At 33.0% G+C, this 13404-nt stretch carries 7 protein-coding genes; 2 read left to right on the top strand and 5 right to left on the bottom strand.

Annotation, left to right across the window (positions count from 1 at the left end):
* Positions 1–2: 2 nt before the first annotated feature.
* The 5 genes from DY249_RS01100 to DY249_RS01080 all read right to left on the bottom strand — a co-directional run bounded on the left by DY249_RS01100 (position 3) and on the right by DY249_RS01080 (position 10384).
* Positions 3–320, bottom strand: coding sequence for a PqqD family protein (locus tag DY249_RS01100; protein ID WP_115594887.1), 318 nt, complete (start codon positions 318–320; stop codon positions 3–5).
* The gene (locus DY249_RS01095; RefSeq protein ID WP_115594886.1) at positions 313–2193 is read right to left on the bottom strand and encodes an OPT family oligopeptide transporter; all 1881 of its coding nucleotides are present in this window, start codon (positions 2191–2193) and stop codon (positions 313–315) included. The genes DY249_RS01100 and DY249_RS01095 overlap by 8 nt, the downstream gene beginning before the upstream one ends.
* A 163-nt stretch (positions 2194–2356) precedes the next feature.
* On the bottom strand, positions 2357–5920 hold the full coding sequence (gene rpoC / locus DY249_RS01090; RefSeq protein WP_115594885.1) for a DNA-directed RNA polymerase subunit beta': 3564 nt from the start codon (positions 5918–5920) through the stop codon (positions 2357–2359).
* Positions 5921–5928: 8 nt separating this feature from the next.
* Entirely contained in the window at positions 5929–9720 is a 3792-nt protein-coding gene (gene rpoB, locus DY249_RS01085) for a DNA-directed RNA polymerase subunit beta (RefSeq protein ID WP_115594884.1), read from the bottom strand.
* Between the two features lie 154 nt (positions 9721–9874).
* Entirely contained in the window at positions 9875–10384 is a 510-nt protein-coding gene (locus DY249_RS01080; protein WP_115594883.1) for a nitroreductase family protein, read from the bottom strand.
* A gap of 130 nt (positions 10385–10514) precedes the next feature.
* Between DY249_RS01080 and DY249_RS01075 the strand changes: the two genes are divergently transcribed.
* Both DY249_RS01075 and DY249_RS01070 read left to right on the top strand, forming a co-directional pair.
* A complete protein-coding gene (locus tag DY249_RS01075; protein ID WP_115594882.1) occupies positions 10515–11486 on the top strand; it encodes a YrzE family protein in 972 nt (323 codons plus the stop codon).
* A 16-nt stretch (positions 11487–11502) separates the two neighbouring features.
* Positions 11503–13401, top strand: coding sequence for a fructose-1,6-bisphosphatase (locus DY249_RS01070; RefSeq protein ID WP_115594881.1), 1899 nt, complete (start codon positions 11503–11505; stop codon positions 13399–13401).
* Positions 13402–13404: the final 3 nt, after the last annotated feature.

The following is a 13404-nucleotide window of genomic DNA, read 5'->3' as shown; positions in this document are numbered from 1 at the left end:
GTTTAGTATTTTATAAAATCATTTTTTTCTAAACCATTAAGATATAAGCAAAGTCGTTCATACAAAGGCTCAGCTTCATCTTTATATTCACTCTTTAATATTTGTCCAATATCTTTTATAGTATTCTCTCCATTTATAGACTCCCAAACTTTGTTACCCATTCCTTTAACCTTAACCCTTGTAATTTCTGGTCTATTAAAAAACTTTTGGGCTATCTTGTGGTTAAGCCCCTTATGGGGCATTAGTATTATATAATTTTTATTATCTTGATCATATTCATAGTCTACATTCTTATGAGGAATCCTATCTAAATCATGCATTTACTTTTTCTTTCTTTATTACTGATTTTGCCTTAGAATAAATAAGTACAGCTAATCCCAAAAATAATACTATAGAAACTTCTTGAGGTAGGCTAAATTTGTCAGATATATTTATAGCATCTGCCAAAGTTTTACCATGTGATGGTATAATAGCAAATATTGCAAGTATAATGCCCATTATTCCTTCACCTGCTATAAGGCCTGCTGAATATAATGTTCCTTTTGTTTCTGCATCTTTTTTGCTTTTTTTATCTATTTTTAATTTATCAACTATTAGTCTAACGACACCACCAAACATTATTCCTAGAGAAGTATTAAGTGGTAGGTAAAGACCTATAGCAAAAGGTAGTACGCTTATACCTAGCAATTCAATCATTATCGCAATAGCAGCACCTATAAATACTAAATCCCAAGGAAGGTTTCCATTCATTACTCCTTCTACTATCATTTTCATTAATACAGCTTGAGGAGCTGGTAAATCCTTAGTACCAAATCCTATTGATGTATTTAATATCCAAAGTATTCCACCTATAGCCAAAGCAGAAGCTAAAACACCTATTATTTCACCGATTTGTTGATATTTAGGACTTGCACCTACTATATAACCTGTTTTTAAATCTTGTGAACAATCTCCTGCTATAGCTGCTATTACACATATGATTGTTCCTATAGAAATCGCTGCTATCATTCCATCGTGTCCAACTAATCCTGTAGCTTTAAGTATTAAAGTAGCAATTAATAGAGTAGCTATAGACATTCCAGATACCGGGTTATTGGATGAACCGATTATGCCAACCATTCTTGATGATACAGTAGCAAAGAAGAATCCAAATATAACTATAATAATTGCACCAACAATATTAACTGGTGTTGATGGCATTAAAAATATTAAAATCACAGATATTATTATTAATATAATTGATGCCTTAAAAGAAATATCAGTATCTAATCTATCACTGTTACTATTATCATCTCTGCTTTTTAAATCACTAATTGAATCCTTAAAAGATTTAACAATCATAGGCAGGGATTTAACTAAAGAAATAATTCCACCTGTGGCTACCGCACCAGCTCCTATATATCTTATGTAGTTTGACCACAAATCAGATGGTGCTAGATTAGTCAGTTCAGTACTACCAAAAGCATGAAGTAATGGCATAAGTACAAACCAAGCAAGTATACCACCTGATAACATTATTGCAGAAATATTTGGTCCTACTATATATCCTACTCCCATTAAAGCAGGTAGAGCATCAAAACCTACAGCAGTTCCAGCAAAATTTTTAGCTGATATTTCATAACTTACTTCTTCTGGAAATATTTTTAGTCCATTTGCCAAAAATTTATATAAAGCTGCTAATCCAAGGCCCTTAAACACAACACTTGAATCTTGTCCGCCTTCTTCGCCTGCCTTTAAAACTTCTGCACAAGCTTTGCCTTCAGGATATGGTAAAACGCCATCTTCTTTAACTATAAGGGCACGTCTTAAAGGAATCATAAAAATAACTCCCAATATACCCCCAATTAAAGTCAACAATAGGATATTTAAGTAAGAGATATAGTGACTATCACCCCACTCTGTTTCCCATAAAAATGCTGCTGGCAAGGTAAAAATTGCACCTGCAGCAAGTGATTCACCTGCCGAACCTATAGTTTGAACAAGATTGTTTTCAAGAATAGAATCTCTTTTGAGAATTTTTCTTACTATACCCATTGAAATAACAGCAGCTGGTATAGATGCTGATATGGTAAGGCCTACTCTAAGACCCAAGTAAGCATTGGCTGCACCAAAAACAATAGCAATAATGACTCCTAAGATAATCGCCAAAGGCGTAAATTCTCTTAGTTCATTTTTTTCAGGTTTCTTTTCCATAATGACTCCTTTTTATAATAAGTAAAATATATAATACTTTAATATAGTATACTGCTAAATTATATAATTTGTAAAATTTTTTTATATTTTTTTATGCTTTTTTTGCCAAATAAAAAACACCCTACAATTTTACAAAAATCATAAGGTGTTAATTATAAATTATTTAATTTTGCATTTGTTCTTCATTCTCAGATTCTTCTAAAGATTCCATATTTAAAGCAATTTGTGCATCTTCAAGATCTTTTGTTTCATAGTCTATTTCTACATCATTGTAGCGTTTCATACCTGTACCTGCTGGTATAAGTTTACCTATGATGATATTTTCTTTTAGACCCATTAGGTCATCTACTTTTCCTTTTATAGATGCATCTGTAAGAACTCTTGTTGTTTCTTGGAAGCTTGCTGCAGATAGCCAAGAATCTGTAGCAAGTGATGCTTTTGTTATACCAAGAAGTTCTTGTGTATATTCTGCAGGTTCTTTGCCTTCTTCAATCAATTTTTCATTTATGAAGTCAACTTCACGTCTTTCTTGTAGGCTTCCTGGTAAGAATTCTGTATCACCTGATTCATCAATTTTTACTTTTTTAAGCATTTGACGGGCTATAACTTCTATGTGCCTATCGTCTATTTCTACACCTTGGATCCTATATACTTTCTGTACTTCTTTTGTAATGTAGTTTTGTACCCCTACCTTACCTAGTACATTTAATACATCGTGTGGATCTAGGGAACCTTCTGTTAGTTGAGCACCTTTTTCTACAACATCTCCATCTTTAACTAATAATCTAGAACCAAATGGAATATTGTATTTGTGTACGTGTCCATCTTCTGATTCAATTTCTACATCTGTTTTCTTTTCGTTTTGAATAAGACTTACTGTACCACTATTTTCTGCTATATAAGCAAGACCTTTTGGTTTACGTGCTTCAAATAACTCTTCAACCCTAGGAAGACCTGATGTGATTCCTACACCTGCTATACCACCTGAGTGGAAGGTCCTCATTGTAAGCTGTGTACCCGGTTCACCTATTGATTGAGCGGCAATAATTCCTACTGCTTCACCTATATTTACTGGTTTACCAGTAGCAAGATTACGTCCGTAGCATTTTGCACAAACGCCTTGTTTTGATCTACATTCTAATACTGAACGAAGTTTAACTTTTTTTACTCCAGCAGCTACAATTTTTTCTGCTGTATCTTCATCGATTAATTGGTCTTTTTTAGCTAATATTTCACCGTTTTCATCTTTTACATCTTCAAATGATGTACGTCCAACTATACGTGTATAAAGATTTTCTACTAATTCGTTACCATCTTTAAATTCATAAGCTTCTACATATCCATGTGTATGGCAGTCATCTTCTGTTACAATTACATCTTGAGAAATATCTACCATTCTACGTGTTAGATAACCTGAATCGGCAGTTCTTAGAGCTGTATCTGTAAGTCCCTTACGAGAACCGTGAGAAGAAATAAAGTATTCTTGTACTGAAAGTCCTTCACGGAAATTTGCTTTTACTGGGATTTCGATTGTTTTACCATCTGCCTGACTCATAAGTCCACGCATACCACCTAGCTGTCTGATTTGGTTTGTAGAACCACGGGCACCAGAATCAGCAAATATTTTGATATTATTATCACTGCGTAGGTCAGTTAGTAGAGCTTCTGTTACTTTATCTGTAGTTTCTCTCCAAATATCGATAACTTTTTCATACCTTTCGTCATCTGTTATAAGACCACGTCTGTATAATTTTTCGTAATTATCTACTTCCGCATCTGCATCTGCTATAATATCCCATTTAGCTTTTGGAATATTAACGTCTGCCATAGATACAGTCAAACCTGAAAGTGTTGAATATTTATATCCTGTTTGTTTTATATAGTCAAGCACTTCTGCAGTTTTAATATTACCATGCTTTCTAAAACATCTATCTACAATGTCTTTTAATACTCCAGAATCTGCTACTTGATTAATTTCTAGTGAATATGGATCTTCTTTTCTATTTACATATCCTAAATCTTGTGGAATACCTTCATTGTAGATAAATCTACCTACTGATGATTCAACAATTTTTCCTGGATCTTCATTATCTTTCTTAACTCTAACGCTTACTCTTGTTTGATATTCTACATCTCCAGTTAAAAGAGCTTTTTTCATCTCATTAGTAGATTCAAATACCATTCCTTCACCTTTGGCACCCTCTTTAATAGTAGTTAGATAATAGGCACCTAGTACCATATCTTGAGAAGGAGTTGTGATAGGTTTACCGTCTTTTAAACCTAAGATATTATTTGTAGACATCATTAAAAGACGAGCTTCAATTTGTGCTTCATTTGATAATGGTAAGTGGATAGCCATTTGATCCCCATCAAAATCAGCATTAAATGCGTTACATGCAAGTGGATGAAGTTTAATAGCTTTCCCCTCTACTAGAACTGGTTCAAAAGATTGGATACCAAGTCTGTGCAGTGTCGGAGCACGATTTAGCAAAACTGGATGGTCTTTTATAACTTCCTCAAGGACATCATAAACTCTAGGATCTTTTTTTTCTACCATTTTTTTAGCAGATTTTAAATTATGAGCCATACCACGGTCTACTACTTTATTCATTATAAATGGCTTAAATAATTCTAATGCCATTTCTTGTGGCAAACCACATTGGTTAAATTTAAGGTCTGGACCAACTACAATTACTGAACGACCTGAGTAGTCTACACGTTTACCAAGTAAGTTTTGTCTAAATCTACCTGATTTACCTTTTAATAAGTCAGATAGTGATTTCATATTTCTATTTGAGGCACCAGTTACTGCACGGCCACGGCGACCATTATCTATTAGAGCATCAACAGCTTCTTGAAGCATTCTTTTTTCGTTACGAACAATAATTTCTGGTGCTCCAATGTCTAAAAGTCTTTTTAATCTGTTATTTCTATTTATAACACGTCTATATAGATCATTTAAATCAGATGTAGCAAATCTACCACCTTCAAGTTGTACCATTGGTCTTAGTTCTGGTGGCATAACTGGAAGTACATCTAAAATCATCCATTCTGGACGGTTACCACTTGTCATAAAGGCATCGACAACTTCTAGACGTCTTGAAATTCTAACTTTTTTTTGGCCTGTAGATTCTTCCAATTCCTTTAAAAGCAAGCTATATTCTTTTTCTAGGTCAATGCTAGCAAGAAGTTCCTTTACAGCTTCAGCACCCATTGCTGCATGAAATTCTAAGTCATCTGGGTGTAGTTCGATGGCTTCTTGGTATTGAGTTTCTGATATTTCTTCTTTAAAAGCAAAGCCTGATTCGCCAGGATTGATTACTACGTATGATGCAAAATAAAGAATTTTTTCAAGTATTCTAGGACTCATATCTAAAAGTAATCCCATTTTTGATGGAATTCCTTTAAAATACCAAATATGACTTACAGGAGCTGCAAGTTCTATGTGACCCATTCTTTCACGACGTACTTTTGCTTTTGTAACTTCTACACCACATTTTTCGCAAACTACGCCTTTATATCTAATTCTCTTGTACTTTCCACAAGAACATTCGTAGTCTTTGGTTGGTCCAAAGATTTTTTCACAAAATAGACCATCTTTTTCCGGCTTAAGGGTTCTATAATTTATTGTCTCAGGCTTTTTTACTTCCCCATGAGACCAGGATCTGATTTTTTCAGGGGATGCGATTTTCATCCTCATCCCGTCAAATTGTGTTAATTCGCTCATAAATCTCCCTATTCTAATTCTTCGATACTAAATCCTTCGCTATTAGATTCTTCATATTTTGTTTCAAGATCACTATCTTTTAGGATATCATCACTGCTTTCAACATTTTCTTCATCTTTTACAGCAGTTTGTTTTGTATTTGTGTTTGAAACTTCTTCACTTGGGTTTTGTGTTAAAGATCTGGTTTGGGATTTAATTTTTGATGCATCTATTTTATCTACTTGACTAAATCTATCTTGTTCTTCGACATTTTCTTTTAACTCAATGACACTTCCTTCATTGTCTAAAAGCTCAACATCTAAGGCAAGGGATTGCAATTCTTTTACTAGTACTTTAAATGATTCTGGTGTACCTGGTTCTGGAATATTTTCACCTTTTACAATGGCTTCATATGTTTTTACACGTCCTGTAACATCATCTGATTTTACAGTTAAGATTTCTTGTAAGGTGTGGCTTGCTCCATAAGCTTCTAATGCCCAAACTTCCATTTCCCCAAATCTTTGTCCACCAAATTGTGCCTTACCGCCTAGTGGTTGTTGGGTTACTAGTGAATATGGACCTATTGATCTAGCGTGAATTTTTTCTTCTACCATGTGGTGAAGTTTTAGCATATACATAACTCCAACTGTTACTGGGTTTTCAAAGCTTTCGCCTGTTCTACCATCACGTAGTTCAATTTTTCCTGTTTTATTAATGTATGGTGCAGTTTGTGATGCTTCTTCTAGTGCATCTTCAATTTCTATATCTGTTGCCCCATCAAATACTGGTGTTGCAACTTTCCATCCCATAGTTCTTGCAGCAAGTCCCATGTGTACCTCTAGTACTTGTCCAAGGTTCATACGGCTTGGGATACCTAGTGGGTTTAGGCAGATTTGTACTGGTGTACCATCTGGTAAAAATGGCATATCTTCACGTGGTAATATACGAGAAACAACACCCTTGTTACCGTGACGACCACACATTTTATCCCCGACCATGATTTTTCTTTTGGTTGCTACATAAACTCTTATAACTTTATTTACACCTGGAGATAATTCGTCTCCATCTTTTTTGTTATATTCTTTTACATCTACTACAATACCTTCTTCACCGTGTGGTACTTTTAGTGATGTATCACGAACTTCACGAGCTTTTTCTCCAAAAATTGCTCTTAGTAATCTTTCTTCTGGTGATAGTTCTGTTTCTCCTTTTGGAGATACTTTACCAACTAGGATGTCTCCTGATTTTACCTCAGCTCCGATTCTAATAACCCCATTTTCATCAAGGTCTTTTTTCATATCTTCGCCGACATTTGGGATATCTTTTGTAATTTCTTCTGCACCTAATTTTGTTTCACGAGCTTCACATTCGTGTTCTTCTATGTGAACTGATGTTAACACATCGTCAATTACTAATTGCTCATTAAGAAGCATAGCATCTTCGAAGTTATATCCTTCCCATGTTGTAAAGGCAATTAGGATATTTTTACCAAGGGCAAGTTCACCATTTTGAGTAGATGGACCATCTGCTAAAATTTCATTTGCCTGCACTTTATCGCCAAGTTTTACTAGAGGTCGTTGGTTAATAGTAGTACCTTGGTTTGCCCTTACAAATTTTAATAATTCATAAGAGTCAATTTCGCCATCAGAATCTCTTTTTACCTTAATATGGTTATCACCAACATAAACTACTTCTCCGGCATTTTTAGAAACTACACAAACTCCAGAGTCTTTTGCAGCTCTATGTTCTATACCTGTAGCAATTATTGGTGCTTCTGCCTTTAATAAAGGTACAGCCTGACGTTGCATGTTTGCACCCATTAGAGCACGAGTACTATCGTCATTTTCTAAGAATGGAATTAAAGATGCTCCTACTGATACGATTTGTTGAGGAGAAACATCCATGTATTGAATTTTTTCTCTTGGATAAATATCATTTTCACCGTTTAAACCACGTCCTGATACTCTCTCATTTATGAATCTATCTTCTTCATCTAAAGGTTCGTTGGCTTGGGCAATGATATAATTATCCTCTGTATCTGCTGTTAGATAATCAATTTCGTCTGTAACAACTCCGCCTTCTTTTACAACTCTGTATGGAGTTTCGATAAATCCATATTTATTAATTCTCGCATAAGTTGTAAGAGAAGTTATAAGACCGATATTTGGTCCTTCTGGTGTTTCTATTGGGCAGATTCTACCATAGTGGGAATCGTGAACGTCACGTACTTCTACACCAGCACGATCTCTTGACAAACCACCTGGTCCTAGAGCAGATAATCTTCTTTTGTGGGTAAGCTCACTCATTGGATTTGTTTGATCCATAAATTGTGAAAGTTGGGAACTACCAAAGAATTCTTTTATAACTGCAGTAACTGGTTTTATATTAATTAAACCTTGTGGAGTTGCTAAGTCTGGATCTTGGGTTGTCATTCTTTCACGAACGACTCTTTCCATTCTTGCGAGACCAACTCTAAATTGATTTTGTAATAATTCACCAACACCTCTTACACGGCGGTTTCCTAAGTGATCAATATCGTCAACTTCACCAATGCCTTCAAATAAGTTGAATTGGTAGTTTACAATTGCAAGTAAGTCTGCTTTTGTAATATTTTTGGGTGCTAGTTCTTTTTTTCTAGCATTCATTGCATTTAAAATATCTTCAGCATTATCATATTGATCTAAGATTTCTCTCATTACTGGATAATAAACTTTTTCTGAGAATTCATCAACATCGTAGTCAACATCTTCTAGTTCTTCAAAAGAAGTGATATCTACAAAGTGGTTACCAACTATTCTTAAGACTTGGTCTTCACCATCATTATCGATTTTTTTAATATCAACTGTATTTATACCTGCATTTTCAATAGCAATGGCAGTTGTCCTATCAATAGTTTCGCCTTCTTTTATGAAAAGTTCTCCAGTTTCGCTATCAATTACATCAATGGCTGCAACTCTGCCCTCTATTCTTGGCCATAGGGCAAGTTTTAAGTTGTATTTATATCTTCCTACTTTTGCCAAATCATATCTTCTATCATCAAATAATAAATTATTTATAAGATTTTGAGAAGATTCCAAACTTGCAGGATCTCCTGGTTTTAATTTTCTATATATCTCAATTAAAGCCTCTTCACTAGTTTCAGAATTTTCTTTTTCTAAAGTAGTTCTAAGATGTTTTGTATCTCCAAGTGCATTTATAATTTCATCATCATTTTCAAATAAAAGCGCACGTACTAGAGTAGTTGCTGGTAATTTACGAGTTCTATCAAGACGTACATTTACAGTATGACTTGCATCTGTATCAAACTCAATCCAAGCTCCTCTATTTGGGATTACAGTTGAAGAGTACAGCTTATCCCCAGACTTATCAGTTTCTTCTGCATAGTAAACTCCAGGTGAACGAACAAGTTGGCTTACAATTACTCTTTCTGCACCATTAATAACAAAAGTAGCAGAATCTGTCATCATAGGGAAATCTCCCATGAAAACTTCTTGTTCTTTTACTTCTTCAGTTTCTTTATTTATAAGTCTCGCCTTAACTTTAAGGTCACGTGAATAAGTTGTATCCTTATATTTTGTTTCTTGAATAGTATATTTTGTTTCATCATCAAATTCATATCCTACAAATTCTAGAATTAAGTTTCCGTTGTAATCTTCAATTGGGGAAATATCTTCTAATATTTCACCAAGACCTTCATTGAGAAACCACTCATATGAATCTTTTTGAACTTTTAGTAAATTAGGTAGATCTAAGACTTGAGGGAATTTGGAAAAGCTCACTCTCTCAGTTCTTCCAAACATCTCATTGTGATATTGGGCCATTAATTAAAAACTCCTTATCTTTTAAAAACACAAAAGGCTAAAAATACGCAAATATCTTAGCCTTAATAGCAAATAAAAATCTCTTGTGTACAGATTTCTAGCAATGCTTAATTATACTATGATTATCAAGGTATTGTCAAGTAAAATTTCAATATTATATGAAATTAGTCTTTATAGTATGCTCTTTTCCTGAAAGTTCATCTTCGCTGTGGCCTATTACTATACCACTAACTGGACAAAAGCCTTGGTCTAAATTTAGTTTTTCAATGTATTTGCCACTATCACCTAAATTATGAAAAACTCCTCTTATATAGCAAGATCCTAAGCCTAAACTTGTTGCAGCAAGAGAAATATTTTCTAAAACACAACCTGCATCTTGAAATCTTAAATCATTTTCTTTGTTATCTGATGAAAAAATAATTAGCAAAGGTGCATTAAATAAAGGATCAGATTTTTTATCCATCTTTTCTTGGTATTCTCTGCTAATTTCTTCTATTAAAGTCTTATCCTTTATAACAGTTAGTCTTGATTTATCATAAGCCCCCAAGCCAATAGGAGCTTTGTAAGCTGCATCTAACAATTTTTTAATATTTTCATCACTAACTTTTTCGTCAGTATATTTTCTAGTTGAAACACGTTTTTCTAATACTTTATAAAAATCCATAAATAACCTCACTTTACTATTTACTATACGAATTTTACAAATATTTGCTAACTAATTTTTATCTATTCTGTATATTAAAAACGTCCAAAACGTAAGCTTTTTATGATATAATGTGACCAATGGAGGAGATATGAAAGATACAGTTAAATTTTTTAGTGTAGTAACAGGGATTTTTAGGTCTCTTGTGACTATTTTATTTTTACTAGGCATAGGATTTACTATTTTAGTTGATAGTAAGCTATTAATGTCATTTTTAGATTTACTAGGCTTTCAAGGGATTTCAGAAAATATTGTAAAACCAATATTAATTTTGATTTTTGCCGTACTTTTTATTATCAATTTAATAATAACAAGACATATTTATAAGTCTGGGGATTATGGCGAATACCACTTATCCAATTTTGTATTTGGACTATTATTTTTAGCCTTAACTGCATTTATCTATATAACTTTTAAAAGCCTTACAACAAATTTAATATTTGTATTTTTTGTTTTGAATGCAATACTAGTATTAAATTCTCTTTTAGGATTAATAGCCAAAGCTCGTGGTTTATATCCTAAAGAAGAAATAATTTCTAGTCAAAACACAAGGGCAAACGATTATATTGAATTCGATGATAATAATGCAGAAAACAAAATTACTGAAGATAAAGATTTTTATATGAACAATCTCGTAGATAATACTGGAAAAGTAAAAAACGATTCAGATAAAAAAATAAGAACCGACGAAAGCAGAACCATAAAAAATAGTAAAGAAAAACCAAAACAAAATAAGGATCAAACAAAAGTCTTAAACAAAGACGAGATAAAGAAAGAAAGTGAAAATCCAAAGACCGAAGTAGTTGAAGATGATCAAAAAACGGTATTTGAAAGCCATGAATATCCTAAAATGGAAATTGCTAGCAGCACAAAAACCTCCCGTCCTGTTTCAAATAAAAAAGTAAGTAGTAATAATGTTTCTTATGAAAACGAAAAAAAGGATGAAGAAACATACGGCAATGAACATAAAGAAAAGATAGTAAAAGAAAAAGAAGACAAAGTTTTTGATAAAAGCCAATTTACAAAAATAAAAATAGACGATATTAACGAAGAAAATAATTAAGCAATCGAGGTAGGTTATGGACGAAAACTATTTTAAACTTCTAAAAGAATATTACCCAAGCAAAGCTGATATTAGAAGCGAACTAATATCTTTAAATGCAAAATTATACTTACCAAAGGGCACAGAGTACTTTTTTTCCGATGTCCACGGCGAAGCTCCCGCTTTCTTACAACTTTTAAAATCTGCTTCAGGCAATATCAGAGAAAAGATATCCATGCACTTTGGCGAAACACTTTTAAAAGATGAGCAAGATAAGCTTGCAGAATTAATATACAATCCCAAAGAGGCTCTTCATCAGATGGAAATTAATGGAGAACTAACAGAAGATTATTTAACAATAACAATCCATAGGCTTATAAGTTTATTCAGATTCGTTTCTACCAAATATGCCAAAACTTATGTTAAAAAAAAATTTGGCTATCTATTTACTGATATAGTTGATGAGCTTTTATATACCAACGATTCAGAATTTAATAAAAAGCAATACTATGATAAATTAGTTGAAAATATTGTAAAATATGATGCTGCAGAAGAATTTATAGTGACAATTACAACCCTTATACAAAGAATAAGTGTTGATAAACTTCATGTGGTAGGTGATATATACGACCGTGGTCCTTCTCCACAGATAATTATGGATGAATTATTAACCTTTCCAAATGTAGATATCCAATGGGGCAATCATGATATTGAGTGGATGGGAGCAGTCGCTGGTAATAAAGCTCTAGTTGCTGCCTGCATAGCAAATGCAATTTCCTATAATAATTTTGATATGCTAGAAGATGGTTATGGTATAAATCTTAGACCACTTTATGAATTTGCAATCATAACCTACAAAGATGATCCTTGTAAATTATTTATGCCAAGGATATTTGACAAAAATCTCTATGACAACATAAGCTCTGAGATAGCCGCAAAAATGTTTAAGGCAATCTCTATTATTCGTTATAAATTGGATGGAAAGCTTATTGAACGTAATCCTGATTTTAGTATGGAAGATAGAAACTTCTTAAAATTAATTGATTATAAAAATATGACCTATAAGGGAGAGGCATTAAAAGATAGTAATTTCCCAACTGTAGATCCAAAAAATCCATTAAAATTAACAAAAGCTGAACAGACAGTAATAGATGCCTTATCTTTAGATTTTAAACGCGGTGTAAAACTTAATCGACATATAGAGTTTTTATACGAAAACGGAGCTCTTTATAAAATTGAAAATGGATCTTTGTTATTCCATGCATGTTTACCTTTAAACAAGGATGGTACATTTACAGAGGTAGATATTTGTGGCAAAAAATACAAAGGCAAAGCTTTGATGGATAAGTTTGATCAAATTTCAAGAAACGCTTATTATAAAGGAGATGAAAAATCTTTAGACATACTCTGGTACTTATTTTATGGTAGATATTCTCCTTTATTCGGAAAATCTCAATTTTCATATTTTGAAAATATTTTTATAGAAAATAAGGAGTTAAAAAAAGAAATTTACAATCCTTATTACTCCCTATCCGAAAAAGAAGAAATCGTAGATATGATATTAGATGAATTTAGGGTAACTGGTGAACGCAGACGTATAGTAAATGGACACGTTCCAGTAAAAACTATAAAAGGAGACAATCCAATAAGAGCAAAAGGCAAGCTTTATGTAATTGATGGCGGTATATCAAAACCTTACCAAGATAAAACTGGTATAGCTGGATACACTTTAGTTTTTAATTCCCATGCGGTTTCACTTGCTGAACACAAAAATTATAAATCAATTACAGATGGTGTAAGTTCATACAGACCAAATATAAGAGAAATAGAAGTTCTACATCCTAGGATGCTTATAAAAGATACAGATGAAGGAAAAACAATTAGAAAAAGAATAGAAGTTTTAGAAGAACTCCTAAAAAAGTATGATAATTTATAGGAG

It is taken from the genome of Anaerococcus octavius, assembly GCF_900445265.1.
In the GTDB taxonomy this organism is placed as follows: Bacteria; Bacillota; Clostridia; order Tissierellales; family Peptoniphilaceae; genus Anaerococcus; species Anaerococcus octavius.
The sequence above is the reverse complement of the archived record's forward strand: the minus strand, read 5'-3'. Positions and strand labels throughout refer to the sequence as shown.

Excerpts from the sequence above, each read along its gene's own strand:
- DY249_RS01100 (WP_115594887.1), bottom strand. The coding sequence starts at position 320 with ATGCATGATTTAGATAGGATTCCTCATAAGAATGTAGACTATGAATAT.
- DY249_RS01095 (WP_115594886.1), bottom strand. The coding sequence starts at position 2,193 with ATGGAAAAGAAACCTGAAAAAAATGAACTAAGAGAATTTACGCCTTTG.
- rpoC (WP_115594885.1), bottom strand. The coding sequence starts at position 5,920 with ATGAGCGAATTAACACAATTTGACGGGATGAGGATGAAAATCGCATCC.
- rpoB (WP_115594884.1), bottom strand. The coding sequence starts at position 9,720 with ATGGCCCAATATCACAATGAGATGTTTGGAAGAACTGAGAGAGTGAGC.
- DY249_RS01080 (WP_115594883.1), bottom strand. The coding sequence starts at position 10,384 with ATGGATTTTTATAAAGTATTAGAAAAACGTGTTTCAACTAGAAAATAT.
- DY249_RS01075 (WP_115594882.1), top strand. The coding sequence starts at position 10,515 with ATGAAAGATACAGTTAAATTTTTTAGTGTAGTAACAGGGATTTTTAGG.
- DY249_RS01070 (WP_115594881.1), top strand. The coding sequence starts at position 11,503 with ATGGACGAAAACTATTTTAAACTTCTAAAAGAATATTACCCAAGCAAA.